The sequence below is a fragment of the Vogesella alkaliphila genome (assembly GCF_014652475.1).
GTDB classification, from domain to species: domain Bacteria; phylum Pseudomonadota; class Gammaproteobacteria; order Burkholderiales; family Chromobacteriaceae; genus Vogesella; species Vogesella alkaliphila.
This window is the reverse complement of record NZ_BMYW01000002.1, coordinates 1-19,874: the sequence shown is the minus strand read 5'-3', so window position 1 is coordinate 19,874 and position 19,874 is coordinate 1. Positions and strand designations below refer to the sequence as shown.

At 66.0% G+C, this 19,874-nt stretch carries 24 protein-coding genes; 14 read left to right on the top strand and 10 right to left on the bottom strand.

The features are described from left to right. Positions 1-75: 75 nt before the first annotated feature. From motA to IE100_RS03225, 6 genes are all read right to left on the bottom strand, one after another. Positions 76-936: a flagellar motor stator protein MotA gene (motA, locus tag IE100_RS03250; protein ID WP_189372723.1), complete on the bottom strand. Its 861-nt coding sequence runs from the start codon at positions 934-936 to the stop codon at positions 76-78. A 226-nt stretch (positions 937-1,162) separates the two neighbouring features. Continuing rightward, a complete protein-coding gene (locus IE100_RS03245; protein ID WP_189372722.1) occupies positions 1,163-2,032 on the bottom strand; it encodes an ATP-binding protein in 870 nt (289 codons plus the stop codon). Positions 2,033-2,039: 7 nt separating this feature from the next. Continuing rightward, positions 2,040-2,720, bottom strand: a complete 681-nt coding sequence (locus IE100_RS03240; protein WP_189372721.1) for a DUF2711 family protein — start codon at positions 2,718-2,720, stop codon at positions 2,040-2,042. A gap of 31 nt (positions 2,721-2,751) precedes the next feature. Continuing rightward, positions 2,752-3,420, bottom strand: a complete 669-nt coding sequence (locus tag IE100_RS03235; protein WP_189372720.1) for a histidinol-phosphatase — start codon at positions 3,418-3,420, stop codon at positions 2,752-2,754. A gap of 6 nt (positions 3,421-3,426) precedes the next feature. Further along, positions 3,427-4,104: a DnaA regulatory inactivator Hda gene (gene hda, locus IE100_RS03230; RefSeq protein ID WP_189372719.1), complete on the bottom strand. Its 678-nt coding sequence runs from the start codon at positions 4,102-4,104 to the stop codon at positions 3,427-3,429. Between the two features lie 21 nt (positions 4,105-4,125). Next, positions 4,126-5,202: an AI-2E family transporter gene (locus tag IE100_RS03225; RefSeq protein WP_189372718.1), complete on the bottom strand. Its 1,077-nt coding sequence runs from the start codon at positions 5,200-5,202 to the stop codon at positions 4,126-4,128. Between the two features lie 90 nt (positions 5,203-5,292). Between IE100_RS03225 and purM the strand changes: the two genes are divergently transcribed. From purM to IE100_RS03185, 8 genes are all read left to right on the top strand, one after another. Beyond that, on the top strand, positions 5,293-6,330 hold the full coding sequence (purM, locus tag IE100_RS03220; RefSeq protein ID WP_189372717.1) for a phosphoribosylformylglycinamidine cyclo-ligase: 1,038 nt from the start codon (positions 5,293-5,295) through the stop codon (positions 6,328-6,330). 160 nt (positions 6,331-6,490) lie between these two features. After that, entirely contained in the window at positions 6,491-7,126 is a 636-nt protein-coding gene (purN, locus tag IE100_RS03215; protein ID WP_189372716.1) for a phosphoribosylglycinamide formyltransferase, read from the top strand. A 38-nt stretch (positions 7,127-7,164) separates the two neighbouring features. Next, a complete protein-coding gene (locus IE100_RS03210) occupies positions 7,165-8,238 on the top strand; it encodes a DUF3108 domain-containing protein (RefSeq protein WP_189372715.1) in 1,074 nt (357 codons plus the stop codon). Next, a complete protein-coding gene (locus IE100_RS03205; RefSeq protein WP_373295297.1) occupies positions 8,234-9,529 on the top strand; it encodes an RsmB/NOP family class I SAM-dependent RNA methyltransferase in 1,296 nt (431 codons plus the stop codon). Before IE100_RS03210 ends, IE100_RS03205 begins: the two co-directional genes overlap by 5 nt. Positions 9,530-9,583: 54 nt before the next feature. After that, positions 9,584-9,901, top strand: a complete 318-nt coding sequence (gene grxD, locus IE100_RS03200) for a Grx4 family monothiol glutaredoxin (RefSeq protein ID WP_189372713.1) — start codon at positions 9,584-9,586, stop codon at positions 9,899-9,901. Between the two features lie 226 nt (positions 9,902-10,127). Beyond that, a complete protein-coding gene (gene upp, locus IE100_RS03195) occupies positions 10,128-10,760 on the top strand; it encodes a uracil phosphoribosyltransferase (protein WP_189372712.1) in 633 nt (210 codons plus the stop codon). A gap of 48 nt (positions 10,761-10,808) precedes the next feature. Further along, the gene (locus tag IE100_RS03190) at positions 10,809-11,456 is read left to right on the top strand and encodes a hypothetical protein (protein ID WP_189372711.1); all 648 of its coding nucleotides are present in this window, start codon (positions 10,809-10,811) and stop codon (positions 11,454-11,456) included. Between the two features lie 40 nt (positions 11,457-11,496). After that, positions 11,497-12,741: a uracil-xanthine permease family protein gene (locus tag IE100_RS03185; RefSeq protein ID WP_189372710.1), complete on the top strand. Its 1,245-nt coding sequence runs from the start codon at positions 11,497-11,499 to the stop codon at positions 12,739-12,741. 111 nt (positions 12,742-12,852) lie between these two features. Here IE100_RS03185 and IE100_RS03180 read toward each other — a convergent pair whose 3' ends face one another. Continuing rightward, entirely contained in the window at positions 12,853-13,185 is a 333-nt protein-coding gene (locus IE100_RS03180) for a DUF2322 family protein (protein ID WP_189372709.1), read from the bottom strand. Positions 13,186-13,261: 76 nt separating this feature from the next. Between IE100_RS03180 and IE100_RS03175 the strand changes: the two genes are divergently transcribed. Genes IE100_RS03175 through IE100_RS03165 form a run of 3 tightly spaced genes read left to right on the top strand, consistent with a single transcriptional unit; the run spans position 13,262 to position 16,231 of the window. Next, positions 13,262-14,308 (top strand): efflux RND transporter periplasmic adaptor subunit, encoded by a 1,047-nt coding sequence (locus tag IE100_RS03175; protein WP_189372708.1) that lies wholly within the window; start codon positions 13,262-13,264, stop codon positions 14,306-14,308. Continuing rightward, on the top strand, positions 14,305-15,519 hold the full coding sequence (locus IE100_RS03170) for an ABC transporter permease (RefSeq protein ID WP_189372707.1): 1,215 nt from the start codon (positions 14,305-14,307) through the stop codon (positions 15,517-15,519). The genes IE100_RS03175 and IE100_RS03170 overlap by 4 nt, the downstream gene beginning before the upstream one ends. Next, positions 15,512-16,231 carry an ABC transporter ATP-binding protein gene (locus tag IE100_RS03165; protein WP_229800204.1) on the top strand — a complete coding sequence of 240 codons (720 nt, stop codon included), beginning with the start codon at positions 15,512-15,514 and terminating at the stop codon, positions 16,229-16,231. The genes IE100_RS03170 and IE100_RS03165 overlap by 8 nt, the downstream gene beginning before the upstream one ends. Here IE100_RS03165 and IE100_RS03160 read toward each other — a convergent pair. The 3 genes from IE100_RS03160 to IE100_RS03150 all read right to left on the bottom strand — a co-directional run bounded on the left by IE100_RS03160 (position 16,200) and on the right by IE100_RS03150 (position 18,108). After that, positions 16,200-16,538: a GrlR family regulatory protein gene (locus IE100_RS03160; protein ID WP_189372706.1), complete on the bottom strand. Its 339-nt coding sequence runs from the start codon at positions 16,536-16,538 to the stop codon at positions 16,200-16,202. The genes IE100_RS03165 and IE100_RS03160 overlap by 32 nt on opposite strands. 167 nt (positions 16,539-16,705) lie before the next feature. Continuing rightward, positions 16,706-17,578, bottom strand: coding sequence for a 4-hydroxybenzoate octaprenyltransferase (gene ubiA / locus IE100_RS03155; RefSeq protein ID WP_373295288.1), 873 nt, complete (start codon positions 17,576-17,578; stop codon positions 16,706-16,708). After that, positions 17,578-18,108: a chorismate--pyruvate lyase family protein gene (locus IE100_RS03150; protein WP_229800203.1), complete on the bottom strand. Its 531-nt coding sequence runs from the start codon at positions 18,106-18,108 to the stop codon at positions 17,578-17,580. The genes ubiA and IE100_RS03150 overlap by 1 nt, the downstream gene beginning before the upstream one ends. Positions 18,109-18,187: 79 nt before the next feature. On the opposite strand from IE100_RS03150, the gene IE100_RS03145 reads away from it, so the two are divergent. From IE100_RS03145 to IE100_RS03135, 3 genes are read left to right on the top strand one after another with little or no spacing between them, the layout of a single operon-like run. Continuing rightward, positions 18,188-18,547, top strand: coding sequence for a CidA/LrgA family protein (locus IE100_RS03145; protein ID WP_189353412.1), 360 nt, complete (start codon positions 18,188-18,190; stop codon positions 18,545-18,547). Continuing rightward, entirely contained in the window at positions 18,544-19,257 is a 714-nt protein-coding gene (locus IE100_RS03140; RefSeq protein ID WP_189372704.1) for an LrgB family protein, read from the top strand. The genes IE100_RS03145 and IE100_RS03140 overlap by 4 nt, the downstream gene beginning before the upstream one ends. Positions 19,258-19,306: 49 nt before the next feature. Further along, a complete protein-coding gene (locus IE100_RS03135) occupies positions 19,307-19,768 on the top strand; it encodes a SixA phosphatase family protein (RefSeq protein ID WP_189372703.1) in 462 nt (153 codons plus the stop codon). Positions 19,769-19,874: the final 106 nt, after the last annotated feature.

Sequence of the window (19,874 nt, the reverse complement as noted above, 5' to 3'; positions counted from 1 at the left end):
GGTATTGCGGTGGGGAAGGGCGGCAAGCAAAACGCCGCCGCTGACAGGCAGCGGCGGCGTGGCGGGCTAGCCGGATCATTTGGCGCCTTTGACGTGCTGCTCCAGCTCGTTGAACGACGGGCGTTCGGTGGAGTACAGCACCTTGCGGCCGAATTCGATCGCGCTTTGCGGCGCATAGCCTTGCAGGCTGGCCAGCAGCGTGGTCTTGATGCACTGGAATTCCTTGGTGCTGTCCTCGACCTTCTGTTCCAGCAGCGAGCCCAGTGGCGACACCACGCCGTAGGCCAGCAGAATGCCGAGGAAGGTGCCGACCAGCGCGCTGCCGATCATGGCGCCGAGAATGGCCGGCGGCTGGCCGACCGAGCCCATGGTGTTCACCACGCCCAGCACCGCCGCCACGATACCGAAGGCCGGCAGCGCATCGCCCAGCTTGGTCACCGCCGAAGCCGGCATCGCCGCCTCGTGGTGGTGGGTCTCGATCTCGTTGTCCATCAGGTTCTCGATCTCGAAGGCGTTGAGGTTGCCGGACACCATGATGCGCAGGTAGTCGGTGAGGAATTCGATCACGTGGTGATCGTTGGCGATATTCGGATACTTGCTGAACAGCGGGCTGTCGTGCGGGTGCTCGACGTCGTTCTCGATCGCCATCAGGCCTTCCTTGCGGATCTTGACCATGATCTCGTACAGCAGCGACAGCAGCTCCATATAGCGCGCCTTGGTGTACTTGGAGCCCTTGAACGCGCCCGGCAGCGCGGCCTTGACCGCTTTCAGCGTCTTGCCCTGGTTGCTGACCACGAAGGCGCCGATGGCGCCGCCCAGAATCGCCAGCATCTCGGTGGGCAGTGCCTTGATGATGACCGTCATGTTCCCGCCGTGCACGATGTAGGCGCCGAAGATACAGCCCAGCGTGATCACATAACCAATGATGACATTCATAAGCAAGACTTCCTGAAATGGGGCGGTAAAGAGGGTTGTTCGGCTGCGCGCTGGCGCAGGGCGCCGGACGGCGGCAGGGCGCGGGCCGGCCGGCGCCGGATCGCTGACATGATATTGCATCGCGACAAGCGCCGTGCATTTTTACCGCGCGGCGCCCGAATTGCGTTGCATACGCCGCGCTGTCCGCGCGCAAGAGCCGGGGACGGCACGGCAATCGACAGGTGGCTCACTCGGCGCGGCGCTCCTTACTGCTGCGCCCGGCCCAGTCGCAGGCAAACTGGTAGGCCACGCGGCCGGAGCGGCTGCCGCGCAGCTGGCTCCACTGCAGCGCCGCGCGTTCGCTGTGCTTGCCGGGCTTGAGGCCGAAGTGCGCCAGCCAGCCGGCCACGGCGGCGAGGTAGGCGTCCTGGTCGAACGGGTAGAAGGACAGCCACAGCCCGAAGCGGTCGGACAGCGAGACTTTCTCCTCGGTGGTCTCGCCGGGATGGATCTCGCCGTCCTTGAGCCAGCCCTCGCGGTTCTCGCTGGCCTTTTCCGGCATCAGGTGGCGGCGGTTGGAGGTGGCGTACACCAGCAGGTTGGCCGCACGCCGCGCGAGGCCGCCGTCCAGCGCCGACTTCAGCGCCTTGTAACTGTCTTCGCCTTCCTCGAACGACAGGTCGTCGCAGAACAGGATGAAGCGTTCCGGTCGTGCCGCGACGGCCTCGACGATCTGTACGAGGTCGGGCAGCTGCGCCTTGTCGACCTCGATCACGCGCAGGCCCTGCGCCGCGTACTGGCCCAGCAGCGCCTTGATCAGCGACGACTTGCCGGTGCCGCGCGCGCCGGTGAGCAGCACGTTGTTGGCCGGGCGGCCGGCGAGGAACTGCTCGGTGTTGCGCAGCAGGCGCTGCTTCTGGCGTTCGATGTGGATCAGCTCGTCCAGTGCCACGCTGTGTGGCTGGTGGATGGCCTCCAGCCAGGCATTGGCGCCGAGGCGACGCCAGCGGAAGGCCGGCGCGCTCCAGTCGGTGGCCGGCAAGGCCGGCGGCAGCAGCGGCTCCAGCCGTGCCAGCATCGCTTCGGCACGGGCGAGAAAGGCTTCGAGTCGGTCCATGTCGATTTTAGGTTCCAATGGATTCCAGTGATCGGCTCCAGCGTACCATGGTGTCAGGCTGGCAATAAAAACCCTCATAGCGGCTGAACGGTAGCAAGTGCTCACGATCACCGCAGACTAGGGAGTAATGGCTATCCCAATGGCTGCACAACATGATGGAGCCATCGGCAGAGAAATAGCGGGCATGAATATGGGAGTTCATCGGATCGGTTAATGGCATGCGCTGGCAGGCATCGCCAAACTCATTACCGTACCACAGCCAGCCCTTGTCTCTCGCCAGCAGTGCTAGCCAGTCATCGTGCCACAGATCGGGAAGCTCCCCTGCACTTGGTGGGATCAGGCCGTTCTGTTCGCAAGCCTGATCAAGCTGTAGAGCAAAGTCTTCGCGACAAAGGTCCTGGCGCAGGGAGAGTGATCTGGTACGCAGGGCAAGATCCACTGCGGCGATATCCGGCAGACCGGTCAGGGTGACTACGGACTGCCAGCTCACTGGATGACAATCGGCAACGATCTCCTCGCGCGACGGATAATGTTCAGGGGTGAAGCGCGTTGCCGGAAGTGTTTGTGGTCGCAGGAAAGGGGGTAGCAATACATAGGCCGCGCTAAATTGCCCTCCCAGCTCTGTCAGCACATAGCCATCCTGCGGACAGAAACAAGCGAGTTTGTCGGCAAGTACGTTGGCTGGCATGGTGATGGTCCTGGTTCGATCTGGTCTGATGTCAGTCGCGCAGGGTGATCACCGGCCAGCCGTGGGCTTCGGCGTGCGCCTTCAGGGTGGCGTCGGCATCGACCGCCACCGGGTTGCTGACGATGGACAGGAGCGGCAGGTCGTTGCGCGAGTCGCTGTAGAAGAATACCTTGTCGTAGCTGTCCAGCGTTTCGCCGCGTGCGGCCAACCATTCGTTGAGACGGGTGATCTTGCCGGCCTGGAAGCTGGGGGTGCCGGTGGGTTTGCCGGTGAAGTTGCCCTGGCCGTCTTCTTCCAGCTCCACCGCGATCAGGTGTTCCACGCCCAGTTCGCGGGCGATGGGGCCGGTGATGAAGCGGTTGGTGGCGGTGATGATCATCACCTCGTCACCCTGGGCGAAGTGCGCCGCCAGCAGATCGCGCGCCTTTTGCGGGATGATGGGCTTGATGTGCTCTTCCATGTAGGCGGCGTGCAGGGTGTCCAGCTCGCTGCGGGAGAAGCGGGTCAGCGGCGCCAGCTGGAAATCGAGGAATTCGTAGATGTCCAGCGTGCCGGCCTTGTACTGCTCGTAGAAGTAGTCGTTCTGCCGCGCGTGGTGCTCGGCGTCGAGGATGCCGCGTTTGATCAGGAATTTCGGCCATTCGCTGTCGGAATCGCCAATGATCAGGGTGTTGTCCAGGTCAAACAGGGCAAGATTCATAGTGCTTCAGCTTTCGGTGGGGGCGGTTTGTAACACGTTCTTGACCAGCGGCACCGTGATCGGGCGGCGCATGGCCAGCGAGTAGCGGTCGAGCATGTCCAGCATGCCGATCAGGCTGGACAGGTCGCGGCGCCAGTGGGTGAGCAGGTAGCGGAACACGTCGTCGCCGATGGCCAGCTGGCGCTCGGCGGCGTGGTGGCGCAGCGCCGCCAGCTTGTCGTCGTCGGACAGCGCCTTCACCTCGAACACCAGGCCCCAGCCGAGGCGGGTGCGCAGGTCGTCGCGCACCGGCGCCTGCATCGGCGGCTGGTGTCCGGCCATCAGCAGGCGGCCTTCGCCGCTTTGCTTCAGCGAGTTGTAGATCGAGAACAGCATGATCTGGTCGTCCGGCGCCAGTTCGTCGACATGGTCGACGGCGATGAAGCTGGCCTCGCGGGCGAAGTCGGGCAGCTGCTCGTGCTTGGCGTCGAGGTAGATCGAGGCGCGGCCGAGCAGCTCGGCGTGGGCGATCCACGCCTGCAGCAGGTGGGTCTTGCCGCAGCCCGGTTCGCCCCACAGGTAGACGAAGCGCTCCCCGCCTTCCGCGGTCAGCGCGGCGATGATTTCGCTGTTGCGCTGGGCAAGAAAGTTGTCAAACCCGGGCAGGGGCGTGGGGCTGAGGTCGAGGACGAGCTGATCCAACATGCGGCAAGGTTCTAAATAGAGTCAGGAATCGATTTTACGCTGATAAAAGCCGCTGTTGAAATAACGCTGCACCAGATGACGTGCCAGCACCACGCTGATGGCCGCCAGCGGCAGCGCCAGCAGCACGCCGACGAAGCCCATCAGCTCGCCGAAGGCCATCAGTGCGAAGATCACCGTCACCGGCGACAGGCCGATGCGCTCGCCCACCAGGTAGGGCGTGATCAGGAAGCTTTCCAGCGTCTGGCCGACCACGAACACGCTCCACACCAGCACGAGGCCGCTGAAGCCGTTGTACTGCAGGACGGCGGCCAGCGTCGCCAGCAGCAGGCCGAGAAAGGCGCCGACGTAGGGGATGAACACCAGCAGGCCGGCGACGATGCCGATGGCGAGGCCGGACTCCAGCCCCACCAGCGCGAGACCGCCGCCGTAGATGATGGCCATCAGCAGCATCACCGACAGCTGGCCGCGCAGGAACTGGCCCAGCACCTCGTCCAGCTCGCGGGCGATGCGGCCAACCTCCGGCGCCCATCGCCGCGGCACCAGCGTGCCGACGCGCGCCACCATCTGGTCCCAGTCGTGCAGGAAGTAGAACAGCAGCACCGGCAGCAGGCTGAGGTTGGCCAGCATGGTCAGCAGCAGCGCGCCGCCGTAACCCAGCTGCGGCGCCAGCTTGGCCAGCAGCTGGCGCAGGTTGCCGGTATTGCTGCTGAGCGTGTCGCGCCAGCTCTGCGTGTCCAGGCTCAGCTCGGTGCCGAGCAGCCGGTTCAGCCACGGCAGCGCCTGTTGCTGGATGAAATCCACCACCGCCGGCAGCCGCTCCACCAGCGCATGGCCCTGGCTGACCAGCATCGGGATCACGATCAGCAGCAGCGCAAGGATGGCAAAAAATCCGGCGAACATCACGCAAACAAGCGACAAGATGCGCGATAAGCCGTGTTTTTGCAGGTAATCGACGGCGGGGTCGAGGATGTAGGCGAGCACGATGGCGGTGACAAAAGGCGTCAGCACCGAGGACAGGCGGTCAAGCAGCCATACCGCGCCGGCGAGGGTGATAGCGACAATCAACCACGGAAGATAGTTTGTGCGGGAGCGTTCCATCGGCTTTTCAGTTAAAATACAGGCGCTTCGGGCCAAGAGCCCGTTTGCCGCAGCAGGAAAACGATCACGTTAGCAGAAAGCGAGTAGACCTTGAATACCACGTCCCTCAGTTACCGCGATGCCGGTGTCGATATTGATGCCGGTGACGCGCTCGTCGAAAACATCAAGCCGTTTGCCAAACGCACCATGCGTCCCGAAGTCCTCGGTGGCCTCGGCGGTTTCGGCGCACTGGTGGAAATCTCCAAGAAATACAAGGAGCCGGTGCTGGTTTCCGGCACGGACGGTGTCGGCACCAAGCTGAAGCTGGCCTTCGACTGGAACCAGCATGATACCGTCGGCATCGACCTGGTGGCCATGAGTGTCAACGACATTCTGGTGCAGGGCGCCGAGCCGCTGTTCTTCCTGGACTACTTTGCCTGCGGCAAGCTGGATGTGCCGCAAGCCACCGACGTGATCAAGGGCATTGCCCAGGGTTGCGAACAGGCGGGCTGCGCACTGATCGGCGGTGAAACCGCCGAAATGCCGGGCATGTACCCGGTGGGCGAATACGACCTCGCCGGCTTCGCCGTCGGCGTGGTGGAAAAGAGCAAGGTCATCACCGGTCGCGACATCAAGCCGGGCGACGTCGTGCTGGGCCTGAAGTCCAACGGCGTGCACTCCAACGGCTACAGCCTGGTGCGCAAGATCATCGATCGCGCGCAGCCGGATCTGGACGCGCCGTTCGAAGGCGACACCACCCTGCGTCAGGCCGTCATCGCCCCGACCCGCATCTACGTCAAGCCGCTCTTGGCGCTGATGGAAAAGCTGACCGTGAAGGGCATGGCGCACATCACCGGTGGCGGCATCACCGAGAACACCCCGCGCGTGCTGCCGGAAAACACCGTGGCACAGATCGACGCCAAGAGCTGGGAGCTGCCTAAGCTGTTCCAGTGGCTGCAGGCCGAAGGCAATGTCGATGCGCAGGAAATGTATCGCACCTTCAACTGCGGTATCGGCATGGTGGTGATCGTGGACGCGGCCGATGCCGACGCCGCGGCCGCCTTCCTGACCGAGCAGGGTGAAACCGTGTCGCGTATCGGCGTGATCCGTGCGCGTAACGGTGACGAGCATCAGACCCAGGTTGCCTGAGCGCCTGAGCTGATGTGACCGGCGCCGCTGGCACTGCTGGCGGCGTTTGTCATTTTTCGGGCGCAGCCCGAGGTAGTCGTTATTGAATGTGGTCCTGCCCGCGGTGGCGCCCCCAATGTGGCGCGCCGGCTACCGGCAGGACCGACGCTGAATTGCAGACATGAAAAACATCGTAATCCTGATCTCCGGCCGCGGCTCCAACATGCAGGCCATCGTCGATGCCGACATCCCCGGCGCCCGCATTGCCGCGGTGATCGCCAACCGTCCCGATGCCGCCGGCCTCGCCTGGGCGGCGGCGCGTGGCATCGCCACCGTCGGTCTGGATCACAAGCAGTTCGCCAGCCGCGAGGCGTTCGACGCGCAGCTGGCGGCCGAGATCGACGCCTTCCAGCCTGATCTCGTGGTGCTGGCCGGCTTCATGCGCATCCTGACGCCGGCGTTCACCGCGCGTTACGAGGGCCGGATGCTGAACATCCATCCGTCGCTGCTGCCGTCCTTCCCCGGCCTGCATACCCACCAGCGCGCCATCGACATGGGCTGCAAGGTGGCCGGCTGCACCGTGCACTTCGTCACCGCCGAGCTGGACCACGGCCCGATCGTGTCGCAGGCGGTGGTGCCGGTGCTGGATGACGATACCGAGACCACGTTGGCCGCACGCGTGCTGCAGCAGGAACACCGGCTGTATCCGGAAGCGGTGCGCCGCTTCGCCGCCGGCGAGCTGCAGATCCGCAACGGCCGCATCGGCGGTGTCGACGCCGCCGCCGCCGGCCTCGCACTGCGGGTGCCGGTACTCTGAACACGATGCCCGCGCGGCGGCGCTGGCGGTGGCCGTTGTTGCTGGCGCTGCTGGCGTCGCTGCTGCTGCATCTGCTGCTGTTCGGCGGCAGCCTGTTGTCCTTCGACGGTGCCGCGCCGGCAGAGGCGCCGCTGCGCAAGCTGACCATCTCGCTGCAGGCGATGGCGCCGGAGCAGGAAGCCTCGGCGCCGGCGGCGGTGGCGCTGGGTATGGCTGCCGCCACCGAAGATGGCGTGGCGGCCGACGCCTCGGCGCCGCCGGCGCAGGCGCCGCGGCCAGCCAGGCCCGTTAAGCCCGTCAGGGCCAAGCCGGCGCCGGTCAGGCCGGTCACCGCGCCGCCCGCGCTGCCGCACTCGGTGGCAACGGTGGCGCAGGCCGGCAGTGATGGCCGCGCGGCCGAGGCGTCGGCGCCGGCAGCCTCAGCAGAGCCGGTCGAGCAGCCCGCACCGAAGCGGACACGCTTTCCCGATGCGGCGCGGCTGGAGTACGCGCTGCTGAGCAGCGGCCTGCCGCTGGGACGCGGCGAGATGAGCTGGCAGCGCAGCGGTGGCGACTACCGCATCGTCACCACGGTCAAGCCGCTGATCGGCCCGACGCTGCGCTACGAGGTGCACGGCGAGCTCGGCCGCAACGGCCTGCAGCCGCAGCGCTTCAGTGCCAGCCGCAACGATGCGCCGCGCGAATACGCCCGTTTCGACTGGGCCGGCGGCGTGCTGGACTACGGCGACAAGGAGGCGAAACAGGCGCCGCTGCAGCCGGGCGCGCTGGACTGGCTGAGCCTCGCCTTCGAGCTGGGTTTGCGCGGCGAGCCGCCGGGCGCGGCGACGCGGCAGGTGACCACCGGCAAGAAGGTGTACCAGTTTGCGTTGCAGCTGGCCGGTGAAACGGATTTCGAGGCGGGGGGCGGCACGCTGCGTGCGGTGGTGCTGCGCGCCCGCAACGACAAGGATTTGATCGAGTTCTGGCTGGCGCCGGACTTTGCCAATCTGCCCATCCGCATCATGCGGGTGGATAACGACAAGCGCTTTGAATTGCGCGCGACACTGATTGAATTTAACGGTGCGGTAGTGTGGACACCGCCACCCCAAAGGCCCAATAAAGATGAAAATTAACCTGCAGCAATTCAACCAGATCGAACAGGTGCTGTTCGCGATGGTGAAGTTCGACCGCCCGGCCGACGCCGTGCTCACCGCCCACTTCCGTGCCAACAGCAAGCTGGGCGCCACCGACCGTCACCTGATCGCGGAAACCGCCTTCGCCTGCCTGCGCCACCTGGAAACGCTGCGCGCGCTGTGCGGCCAACGTGCCAACACCCGCAAGCTGGCGCTGGCCACGCTGGTGCGCATCGGCGGCGCCAACCTGCGCGAGCTGGACGGCATCATCAAGGAAACCGAGCGCGAATGGCTGTCGTCGCTGAAGGGCGCGCCGCTGCCGGACACGCTGACCGCGCGCGCGGCGCTGCCGCAGTGGGTGCTGGACCTGCTGCCCGCCATGCCGGAAGAAGAAGTGGTGGCGCTGGGCAAGGGCCTGGCCTCCGCCGCGCCGCTGGACATCCGCGTCAACACCCTCAAGCTCAAGCGCGACGACGCGCTGGTGCAGCTGCAGGATTCCGGCGTCGCCTGCGAGGCGACGCCGTACTCGCCGATCGGCATCCGCCTGAAGGGCAAGCCGTCGCTGACCAAGCACCCGCTGTTCGTCGGCGGTGCGATCGAGGTGCAGGACGAGGGCAGCCAGCTGCTGGGCCTGCTCACCGGTGCCCGCCGTGGCGAAATGGTGGTCGACTTCTGCGCCGGCGCCGGCGGCAAGACCCTGCTGCTGGGCGCGCAGATGGCCTCCACCGGCCGCCTGTACGCGTTCGACGTGTCGGAAAAACGCCTCGCCAACTTCAAGCCGCGCATGGCGCGCTCCGGCCTGTCCAACGTCAACACCACGCTGATCGCGCACGAGAACGACACCAAGGTGAAGCGTCTGGCCGGCAAGGCAGACCGCGTGCTGGTCGATGCGCCGTGCTCCGGCCTCGGCACACTGCGCCGCAACCCGGACCTCAAGTACCGCCAGAGCGCGGACAGCGTGGCCGAGCTCAACGCCAAGCAGCAGTCCATTCTCGCCTCCGCCGCGCGGCTGGTGAAGGCAGGCGGCCGGCTGGTGTACGCCACCTGCAGCCTGCTGCCGCAGGAAAACCAGGCCATCGTCGAGGCCTTCCTTGCGGCCAACCCGGCGTTCGAGCTGGTGCCGGCCAACCAGGTGCTGGCGGAGCAGAAGATCGCGCTGGACACCGGCGACTATCTGGCACTGCGTCCGCACCAGCACAATACCGACGGCTTCTTTGCCGCGGTATTGCAGCGCAAGGCTGGCGTGGCGGATGCCGCACTTGAGCCGGAAGCCGAAGCGGGTCTACAATAACCCATTGATTTAGTCGGGTATGCGCCCGGCGCGACCACTTGAAAGAGGAATACCATGTCGATCCAGGACACCATCCGTCAGACCGTGACCGAAAACCCTGTCGTGCTTTTCATGAAGGGCTCGGCGCAGTTCCCGCAGTGCGGCTTTTCCGGCCGCGCGGTACAGATCCTCAAGGCTTGTGGCGTGAACAACTTCGTCACCGTTGACGTGCTGGCCGATCCGGAAATCCGCCAGGGCATCAAGGACTACGCCAACTGGCCGACCATTCCGCAGCTGTACGTCAACGGCGAGTTCCTCGGCGGCTCCGACATCATGTACGAGATGTACCAGTCCGGCGAACTGCAGGAAGTGCTGAAAGACCTGGCCAACTAAGCCGTGTCTGCCTCGCCCCGACAGCCCGTGTGCCTCGCGCCACGGGCTGTTTTGTTTGGGCGGGGCAGAAAGGGCCGCGTGCAGCGGGGCGTTTCAAATGATTGTATAATCCCGCCCCATGCCTGACGCCTGCACCGCCCGGTGCAGCCGGTTTTATCGATTACCGAAAGCGGTTTGCGGGAATTCGTTTCCCCGGCCACTTTTTGCCAAGGTCTGGGATCCTGCCATGAACATTACCGTCGTCAATCATCCCCTGGTGCAGCACAAGCTCGGCCTGCTGCGCGAGGGCGATATCAGCACCATGAAATTCCGCCTGCTGACCCAAGAGCTGGCGCGCCTGCTGGCCTACGAGGCCACCCGCGATTTCGAACTGGAAACCGTCACCATCAACGGCTGGTGCGGCCCGATGGAAGTACAGCAGATCAAGGGCAAGAAAGTGACCGTGGTGCCCATCCTGCGCGCCGGCATCGGCATGCTGGACGGCGTGCTCGATCTGGTGCCGTCGGCCAAGATCAGCGTGGTCGGCCTCGCGCGCAACGAGGAAACGCTGGAGCCGGTGTCCTACTTCGAGAAGTTCGTCGGCAACCTGGACGAGCGCATCGCCATGATCATCGACCCGATGCTGGCCACCGGCGGCTCGCTGATCGCCACCATCGACCTGCTCAAGCGCAACGGCTGCAAGCAGATCAAGGCGGTGGTGATGGTGGCGGCGCCGGAGGGCGTCAAGGCGGTCAACGACGCGCACCCGGACGTGCAGATCGTGGCCGCGTCGCTGGACAGCCACCTGAACGAGCACGGCTACATCATCCCGGGCCTGGGCGACGCCGGCGACAAGATCTTCGGTACCAAACACGCCTGATGGGCCGCTGCCGCCGGCTTGCGGCCAACCTTGCGCGGGGGAATGTCGATGCAGCACAACGTCTATCAACAGCTGGAACATGATTTCCTGTTGCGCTTCCCGCACGGCCTGCAGGACGAGGCGTGGCTGGCGCTGGGCAAGAAGCACCGCGGCATCGAGCGCGTGCTGCAGCTGTGCCGCGACGGCCTGGGCGAGCCGCAGCTGCGCGCCGCCATCGACAGCGGCAATACGGCGGCGGTGATCGACTGCTGCCGCCAGATCGTCAGCCGCTGCACCACGGTCAGCACCTTCGAGCGCATGGCCTTCCGCAACTATCTGGCCTTCAGCGACGTGCACCGCCCGTTCGTGGCGGCGCTGCATGGGCTGCTGTACCGCTTCGACGAGGCCAGCTTCGCTGACTTCGTCGAGGTGCTGCAGCTGTGCCGCCACGACGGCAAGGCCAATGCCGCCAAGTGGCCGCTGGTGAGCTGCTTCCTCGCCTACAGCGACCCGCAACGGCACGTGTGCATCAAGCCGACCACCATCAAAAGGTTGGCCGCACGACTGGAGGTCGACATCGCCTACCGGCCGTTGCCCAATTACGACACCTACCGCCGGGTGCAGCAGATGGTGCAGCAGTTCCGCGCGCACAGCGCGCTGGCGGCGGGGCAGAACAACATCATTGCCCAGGCGGTCATGTATTGCGCGGCAGCCTGAGGCGCGGCGCACGATTTCAACAACAATAAGGAAACACAGCATGTTTCAACAACTGAAGACGGCGGTGTCTGGTGCCCAGATCCTGTTCGTCGCTTTCGGCGCGCTGGTGCTGGTGCCGCTCTTGACCGGCCTCAATCCGGCGATGGCGCTGCTCGGCGCCGGTGTCGGCACGCTGGTGTTCCAGCTGTGTACCGGCCGCCAGGTGCCGATCTTCCTCGGCTCCTCGTTCGCCTTCATCGGTCCCATCATCTACTCGATGCAGACCTGGGGGCAGGGCGCCACCATGTTCGGCCTGTTCTGCGCCGGTTTCATGTACTTCGTGTTCGCCGCCATCGTGCGCTGGCGCGGCATGGCGATGGTCAATCGCCTGCTGCCGCCGGTGGTGACCGGGCCGGTGATCATGATCATCGGCCTCTCGGTGGCCAACGCCGCGTCGAACATGGCGATGGGCCGTGCCGGCGGCAACCAGGTGATGCCGTACGAGACCTCGCTGCTGCTGGCGGCGGTATCGCTGGCCACCACCATCGTGGTGTCGATCTTTGCGCGCGGCATGTTCAAGCTGGTGCCGATCCTGGCCGGCGTCACCGTTGGCTACGTCGTGGCCGCCTTCATCGGCGTGGTGGATTTCGACAAGCTGGCCAACGCGCCGTGGTTCGTGGTGCCGACCTTCGGTAGCATGGAGGTGAACTGGGCGGCGGCGTTGTTCATGCTGCCGGTGGCGATCGCCCCGTCGATCGAGCACATCGGCGGCGTGATGGCGATCGGCGGCGTGACCGGCAAGGACTACACCAAGACCCCGGGCCTGCACCGCACCCTGGCCGGCGATGGCCTGGGCGTGTGCATCGCCGGTGCCATCGGCGGGCCGCCGGTGACGACTTACGCCGAGGTGACCGGCGCGGTGATGATCACCCGCAACTTCAACCCGGTGGTGATGACGTGGGCGGCGCTGTTCGCGATCGCGATGGCCTTCTTCGGCAAGTTCAACGCGCTGCTGCAGTCCATCCCGATGCCGGTGATGGGCGGCATCATGGTGCTGCTGTTCGGCACCATCGCCTCCATCGGCCTGAAGACGCTGATCGAGGCCAAGGTCGACCTGATGGAGCCGCGCAATCTGGTGATCATCTCGGTGGTGCTGACCTCCGGCATCGGCGGGCTGGCACTGAAGTTCGGCAGCTTCGAGCTGGTCGGCGTCGGCCTGTGCTCGGTGCTGGCCATCGTGCTGAACCTGATCCTGCCGCAGCAGGCCGCCAGCCACGACGGCATCGTCGAAGGCCAGGATGTGTAGAGATCGGTTCGTGTAGCAACCCTGGCGCATGACGCGCGGCGGGGGAGTGCCGCCGCGCGTTGTCATGAAAAAACCCGCCAGTGCTGGCGGGTTTTTTTGCGGCCGTACGGATCAGGCCTCGGTGCTGTCGTCCAGCACGATGCGCACGCGCAGGCCGGGCGCGTCCTGTTCGGCAATCGCCAGCAGGCGGTCGATATTGGGATGCTTGCCGGGGTGGGCGCGGGCGTCGTCGGTGTGTTCGGCGTACAGCGCCAGGCCTTCGCGCGCCGCCGCCTTGTCGATGTGGCCGAAGCGTTTGACCAGCGCGTGGTAGACGCGCACCGAGCCGGCGGTGCCCGGCTTGTTGTCGAGGCGTTGCAGCGGTTCGCCGGCGGCATCCAGCAGCATCAGCGCGGCAATGCCGTCGATGGCGGGCAGGGTGGCGAGAATGTCGGCAAATTTCATGATGATCAAAGCTCCGTGGGCAAGATGTTTCGTAGAATGGAATCAGACCCTTCTTATCCCCCCGAGTTTACCCGACATGACGCGCCGCAAAATCCTGCTGTCCCTGTTTTTGCTGTTGCCGCTGCTGGCCGCCGGCTACTGGTGGTGGCGGCCGGCGGCGGTGACGGTGGTGACGCTGGCCGCGCAGGACGTGGTGCGCACGGTGGTCACCAGCGGCCGCGTCGAGGCCAGCCGCCAGAGCCGGCTCGGCGCCACTATCGGCGGCCGGGTGGTGGCGACGCCGGTGGCCAAGGGCCAGACGGTGACCGCCGGCACCGTGCTGCTGCAGCTGGAACCGGAAGAGCTGCTGGCGCAGTTGCAGCAGACCCGCGCCCAGCTGGAGGATGCCGGCCAGCAGCAGGCCGACGCCGAGCGCCAGCTGCAGCGCCAGCTGGCGCTGTTCCGCCAGGGCTTCGTCAGCCAGGCGGCGCTGGATGGCCAGCAGCGCAGCCGCGACCAGGCGCGCTTGCGGGTGGCGCAGCTGCAGGCGCAGCTGGCGCAGTACCAGGCACGGCTGGCGCAGGCGCAGATCCGTGCTCCGGCCGACGGCGTGCTGCTGGCGCGCGAGGTGGAGGTCGGCGACCTGCTCACCGCCGGCAGCGCCAGACTCAGCTTTGCCGCCGCCGGCCCGAAGCACGTGCTGCTGGATGTCGACGAACGCCAGCTGGCGCAACTGGCCAGCGGTCAGCCGGCGCTGATCGCGGCCGACGCCTTCCCGACGCGGCGGGTGGCCGGCAAGGTTGGCCGCATCGCGGCGCAGGTGGATAACGACCGTGGCACCTTGGAGGTGGAGGTGTTGCTGGGCGAGGACGGCGGCTTCCTGCTGCCGGGCATGACGGTGTCGGCGGAGATCGAGACCGCACGCTTGCGCCAGGTGCTGCTGCTGCCGGCCGAGGCGGTGAAGCGCGGCCAGGTGGCGCTGGTGCAGCACGGCCGCCTGCAGCTGCATCCGGTGCAGGCCAGCGCGGTGGTGGACGGCAAGGTGCAGATCCTGCGGGGGCTGCGCGCCGGCATGGCGGTGGTCTCGCCCTTCCCCTTGCTGGCGCCCGGCAGCCGCGTGCGCATCGTGGAGGCGGGGCCATGAACTTCGTGTGGATGGTGGCGTGGCGGCTGCTGCGCGAGGGCCGCTTCCAGACCGCTCTGATCCTGGCCGGGGTCAGCATCGGCGTCGGTGTCATCGTCTACATCACCGCCATCGTCAGCGGCCTGCAGGCCAACATCATCGAGCGCACCCTGTCGACGCAGGCGCACGTGGTGCTGCGCCCGGCCGACATCGTCAACCAGGCGCCGCTGACGGTGCCAGGCAGCGTCAAGCTGGCCGACATCGCCAAGCGCACGCAGCGCGAGAACACCATCGCCAACTGGGGCGGCATCGTGGCGCGGGTGCGCGGCATGCCCAATGTCAGCGCGGTGGCGGCGATGGCCAGCGGCCCCGGGGTCGCGCAGCAGGGCGGCGTGCGCAAGTCGGTCGTGCTGATGGGGGTCGAGCTGGAGGACTATCAGCAGGTGGTGCGGCTGGACAACAAGCTGCAAGCCGGGCGCCTGCTGCTGCCGACCGGCACCGCGCTGATCGGCAAGGAGCTGGCGGCGGACCTGGGCCTACAGCCGGGCGGACGCCTGCGCGTGCAGACCGCGACCGGCGGCAGCCAGAGTGTGACGGTGGGGGCGGTGCTCGACTTCGGCCTCAAGGACCTCAACAAGCGCTGGGTGCTGTTGCCGCTGCGCGAGGCGCAGAACCTGCTCGGCTTCCAGCGCGACGTCACCGAAATCTACGTCAAGAGCGAGCGCCTGTTCGAGGCGGAAAGCCTTGCGGCCAACCTTGCGCTCGTCACCGGCCTGACCGCGGACAGCTGGCAGTCCAGCAACGGCCAGCTGGTGACGGCGCTGAAAAGCCAGACCGCCTCCAGCCTGATGATCCGCGTGTTCGTCACCTTTGCCGTGGCGCTGGGCATCGCCAGCGTGCTGGTGGTGTCGGTGGTGCAGCGCCAGCGCGAGATCGGCATCCTGCGTGCGATGGGCACGCCGGCGTCGCGCATCCTGGCGGTGTTCCTGCTGCAGGGCGGCCTGGTCGGCCTGTTCGGTTCGCTGTTCGGCTCGCTGCTGGGTGCCGTGATGGCGGAGGGCATCAGCCGGATGGCGAAGACTGAGGACGGCAGCCCGCTGTTTCCGGTGGCGCTCGACGGCGAGCTGTTCGTCACCACCGCGCTGATCGCGACCCTGGTCGGCGTGCTGGCGGCGCTGCTGCCGGCGCTGCGCGCCGCCAGGCTGGACCCGGTGGTGGCGATCCGTGGCTGAGATCATGACGCTGGAAGGGGTGAAGAAAAGCTACGGCGGCGGCAAGTCGCCGCTGGTCGAGGTGCTGCACGGCATCGAGCTGCAGCTGGTGGAAGGCGAGTTCGCCGCGCTGCTGGGGCCGTCTGGCTCCGGCAAGTCGACGCTGCTCAACATCATGGGCTTGCTGGAGACGCCGACGGCCGGCGAGCTGCACATTGCCGGCACCGCCACCGCCGGCCTCGACGACGCGGCGCGCACCGCCTTGCGCAATCGCTATCTGGGTTTCGTGTTCCAGTTTCACCATCTGCTGCCGGCATTCTCGGCGCTGGAAAACGTGATGATGCCGCTGTTCGCCGGCCAGGGGCGGGTCACGCCGCAGGACCGGCAGCGCGCCGCGATGCTGTTGCAGCGCGTCGGACTGGCCGATCACGCCGCCAAGCGGCCGGTGCAGCTGTCGGGCGGGCAGCAGCAGCGCGTCGCCATCGTGCGGGCGCTGATGAACCGCCCGCGGCTGGTGCTGGCCGACGAACCGACCGGCAACCTCGACACCCAGACGGCGGACGAGGTGTTTGCGCTGCTGCATGAACTCAATCGCGAGGATGGCACCACCTTCCTGATCGTCACCCACGACCAGCGGCTGGCCGATGGTTGTCCGCGCCAGATACGGCTGCTGGACGGACGACTGCAGCCGGACGGATTGCTCAGTCCAGCGCCTTCAGCCAGTGGCCGCTGACGGTGGCGATCAGCGCCGGCTCCTGCACCACCGGGCCGGACAGGTTGAAGGCGTTGCTGTCGCTCATGAAGTGGCCGTTCAGCGACAGCAGGTATTGCATGGCCGGGCCGAACAGCGTGCGCTCGGCTTCCTTGTGGCGTGACACGTTCATCTGCATCGCCACGTGCTGGCCGGAAAGATGGAATCGCCCCTGATAGCGCGAGGTGGCATCGGTGCCCTGCAGCGAATGGTTGTCGATCACCCACTGGCCATCGCTGTGCTGGCCGTCGCTGGTGGATACCGTGACGTGATAGATCCCGTTGATCATGGTGCGTCTCCTTCGAGGGGAAGATCTGTTGTCTGCCGGCAGGCAGCTACCTGTTTCAACTTAGACTACAAATCACGACAGATAAATCTGGATGACCCCGCCGGCGCGGCGACAAAACAAAGCGGGCAGCCACCGGCTGCCCGCTTTGCGTGTGGCGGGGTGTCGCTTCAGCGCAGGGCGTAAGCCAGCACCAGCCCGGCAAAGATCACCGCGCCGACGCGGTTGTTGTCGAGAAAGGCCTTGAAGCACAGTGCGCGGTCGCGGTGGCGGATGTCCAGGTACTGGCGCCCGATCAGCAGTACCGACAGCAGCAGCGACAGGTAGTAGGGCCAGCCGAGGTCGAGGCTGTGGCCGATGCCGGTCATCAGCGCGATGAAGGCGGCGTGGCACAGCATCACCGCGAGCACGTCGTGATCGCCGAAGGTGATCGCCGAGGTCTTGATGCCGATCTTCAGATCGTCCGGCTTGTCGGTCATCGCGTAGGCGGTGTCGTAGCCGATGGTCCACAGCGCCTTGGCCAGGAACAGCAGCCAGGCCAGCAGCGGCACGTCGCCAGTCACCGCGGCAAACGCCATCGGGATGCCGAAACCGAAGGCCAGGCCGAGATAGGCCTGCGGCAGCGGGAAGAAACGCTTGGTGAACGGGTAGCTGGCGGCGAGGAACACTGCCGGCAGCGACAGCAGCAGGGTTAGCCGGTTCAGCGGCAGGATCAGCAGCAGGCTGAGCAGGGCGAGCAATGCGGCCAGCAGCAGCGCTTCCTTGCCGCTCACCGCGCCGCGGGCGAACGGCCGCTGTTTGGTGCGCGCCACGTGCATGTCGATGTGGCGGTCGGCGAAGTCGTTGATCACGCAGCCGGCGGAGCGCATCAAAAAGGTACCGAGGCTGAAGATCAGCAGCAGCCGCCAGTCCGGCTGGCCGGCGGAGGCGATCCACAGCGCCCACAGCGTCGGCCACAGCAGCAGCAGGGTGCCGATAGGCTTGTCGATACGCATCAGCTGGCCGTAGACCGTCAGCCGCTCCTTGATAAAGTCCATGCTCATCACAGCAATTGCTCCAGTTCCGGCAAGAAGATTTCACAAACCAGCAGGCCTTGCCCGTCCAGCTCGAAGCGGCAGCGGCGGGCCAGGTAGCGGCTGCTGCCATGGGGATCGTGTGCCTGCGCCAGTGCAAACAGCGGGTGTCCGGCGCGCAGCTCGGCAAAGCTCAGCTCGCCGCGCTGCAGTTGCGGCAGGCCGCCGAACAGCGTCAGCCCCAGCGAACGGCTGCCACGCTCCAGTATCGGCCGCCACACCGGGCACGCCGGCAGGCACACGCTGCGCGCCACCACCACCGGTTTGCCGGCCAGGGACAGGCTCACGTGCCTGGCATGCAATTGGCTATCTGGGGTAAGCTCGAACAGGGCGGTTTCGTCGGCATGAATCGCGTCGTTGCCTTGCTGCAGTACGCTGACGGCGAAGTCGTGGCCGGTTGCCATCAGGTAGTTGGTGAGTGAGCCGCTGACGGTGATGCACTCTGCCAGCAGCGGTGAAGTTGGCGGCAACCGGGCCGACCAGTCAGAAAAAGGCGTCATGCGGCGCATTATGCCAAAACCCGTCCTGTCCCGCCGCTGTCGCGTGCGGCCAACCTTGTGACCATCCTGCGAGTTGTCGATGATCGAAACCTTCCTGTGGCTGCTGGGCTACCAGTTTGCCGGCGAGTTGCTGGCGCGCAGCCTCGGCTGGCCCATCCCCGGTGCCGTGCTCGGCATGCTGTTCCTGTTCCTGACGCTGTGCGTGCGCAAGGGCATTCCCGACACGCTGCGCCACAACGTGCCGCGGCTGATGACGCACATGTCGCTGCTGTTCATTCCCGCCGGTGCCGGCATCCTCGCCTTCTGGCCGCTGCTGGCCGAGCGACCGCTGGCGATGGCGGCGGTGCTCTTGCTGTCGACACTGGCGACGCTGCTGATCAGCGCGCTGACGCTGACACTGCTGCTGCGCCGTCAACAAGGCAGAAAGGCCAGACCATGACGCCGACACTCCATGAATGGCTGCACCAGTCGCCGCTGACCGGCATCTTCCTGACGCTGCTGGCCTACCGCGTCGCACTGAGCATCAGCCGCCGCTATCACGGTCATCCGCTGGCCAATACGGTCCTGGTCGGCGCCGGGCTGCTGATCGTCAGCCTGCTGGCGCTGGGGCTGAGTTTCGATGAGTACTTCCGCGGCGCCGGTTTTATCCAGTTCCTGCTCGGGCCGGTCACCGTCGCGCTGGCGATACCGCTATACAACAATCTGGCGCGCCTCAAGCGCAGCGCCTTCGCCATCCTGTGCAGCATCGTGGTCGGCAGTGTCGCCGGCGTGGCCAGCGCGGTACTGATTGCCGTCGCCTTCGACTTGCCGCCGCAGATCGTGCTCAGCCTGGCACCGCGCTCGGCCACCACGCCGATCGCGATCGGTGTGGCCGAGGCCATCGGCGGCATTCCCACCCTGGCCGCCGCCTTTGTCATCGTGACCGGCATCATCGGCGCGGTGCTGGCCAGGCCGCTGCTGGCACTGTTGCGGATGAACGATGACGTGGTGCTGGGGGTTGCCACCGGCATCGCCGCACACGGCATCGGTACCGCCCGCGTGTTCCAGATCTCGGAAACTGCCGGTGCCTTTGCCGGTCTGGCGATGGGGCTGACCGGGTTTGTCACGGCGGTGGTGGCACCATTATTGGTGCATTTCTTGCTGTCGTAACACGCATGGCACAGCATGTAGCAGCCAAACAATAAGACTAAGGAACGATATGGATCTCATCTTGTGGCGTCATGCCGAAGCCGAGGAAGGCTCTGACGACATGCAGCGCGCGCTGACCCGGCGTGGACAGAAGCAGGCGAGTGCGATGGCAGCATGGCTGCGCAAGCAGCTGCCCGACGATTTTGCGCTGCTCGCCTCCGAGGCGCTGCGCTCGCAACAAACCGCGGCACTGTTTGCCAAGAGCTATGAAGTCATGCCGGCACTGAACCCGGACGCCTCGGTCGAGCAGGTGCTGAGCGCCATCGACTGGCCGCGCAGCGGCAAGACCATCGTGCTGGTCGGGCATCAGCCTTATATCGGCCGTCTCGCCGCCACGTTGATGAGCGAACAGCCGCTGCTGTGGAGCGTCAAGAAGGGCGCCATCTGGTGGCTCAGCCATCGCGAACGCCACGGTATCGAGCAAATTCGCCTCAAGGCGATGATGACACCGTCGATGCTGGGTATCGATTGATACGGTCATCACGCTTTATTTTCCATGCCCAAGGTTGGTCGCAAGCGTTGCGGCCAACCTTTTTCATTTTTGTTGCTGGTGGGGTACTTGTGAAATCAACGACTTG

Coding starts and splice junctions, on each gene's coding strand:
- IE100_RS03170 (WP_189372707.1), top strand. CDS start 14,305: ATGAACTTCGTGTGGATGGTGGCGTGGCGGCTGCTGCGCGAGGGCCGC.
- IE100_RS03175 (WP_189372708.1), top strand. CDS start 13,262: ATGACGCGCCGCAAAATCCTGCTGTCCCTGTTTTTGCTGTTGCCGCTG.
- IE100_RS03225 (WP_189372718.1), bottom strand. CDS start 5,202: ATGGAACGCTCCCGCACAAACTATCTTCCGTGGTTGATTGTCGCTATC.
- IE100_RS03245 (WP_189372722.1), bottom strand. CDS start 2,032: ATGGACCGACTCGAAGCCTTTCTCGCCCGTGCCGAAGCGATGCTGGCA.
- IE100_RS03180 (WP_189372709.1), bottom strand. CDS start 13,185: ATGAAATTTGCCGACATTCTCGCCACCCTGCCCGCCATCGACGGCATT.
- purN (WP_189372716.1), top strand. CDS start 6,491: ATGAAAAACATCGTAATCCTGATCTCCGGCCGCGGCTCCAACATGCAG.
- grxD (WP_189372713.1), top strand. CDS start 9,584: ATGTCGATCCAGGACACCATCCGTCAGACCGTGACCGAAAACCCTGTC.
- IE100_RS03190 (WP_189372711.1), top strand. CDS start 10,809: ATGCAGCACAACGTCTATCAACAGCTGGAACATGATTTCCTGTTGCGC.
- IE100_RS03150 (WP_229800203.1), bottom strand. CDS start 18,108: ATGACGCCTTTTTCTGACTGGTCGGCCCGGTTGCCGCCAACTTCACCG.
- motA (WP_189372723.1), bottom strand. CDS start 936: ATGAATGTCATCATTGGTTATGTGATCACGCTGGGCTGTATCTTCGGC.
- IE100_RS03140 (WP_189372704.1), top strand. CDS start 18,544: ATGACGCCGACACTCCATGAATGGCTGCACCAGTCGCCGCTGACCGGC.
- upp (WP_189372712.1), top strand. CDS start 10,128: ATGAACATTACCGTCGTCAATCATCCCCTGGTGCAGCACAAGCTCGGC.
- IE100_RS03160 (WP_189372706.1), bottom strand. CDS start 16,538: ATGATCAACGGGATCTATCACGTCACGGTATCCACCAGCGACGGCCAG.
- IE100_RS03185 (WP_189372710.1), top strand. CDS start 11,497: ATGTTTCAACAACTGAAGACGGCGGTGTCTGGTGCCCAGATCCTGTTC.
- hda (WP_189372719.1), bottom strand. CDS start 4,104: ATGTTGGATCAGCTCGTCCTCGACCTCAGCCCCACGCCCCTGCCCGGG.
- IE100_RS03145 (WP_189353412.1), top strand. CDS start 18,188: ATGATCGAAACCTTCCTGTGGCTGCTGGGCTACCAGTTTGCCGGCGAG.
- IE100_RS03135 (WP_189372703.1), top strand. CDS start 19,307: ATGGATCTCATCTTGTGGCGTCATGCCGAAGCCGAGGAAGGCTCTGAC.
- IE100_RS03235 (WP_189372720.1), bottom strand. CDS start 3,420: ATGAATCTTGCCCTGTTTGACCTGGACAACACCCTGATCATTGGCGAT.
- ubiA (WP_373295288.1), bottom strand. CDS start 17,578: ATGAGCATGGACTTTATCAAGGAGCGGCTGACGGTCTACGGCCAGCTG.
- IE100_RS03240 (WP_189372721.1), bottom strand. CDS start 2,720: ATGCCAGCCAACGTACTTGCCGACAAACTCGCTTGTTTCTGTCCGCAG.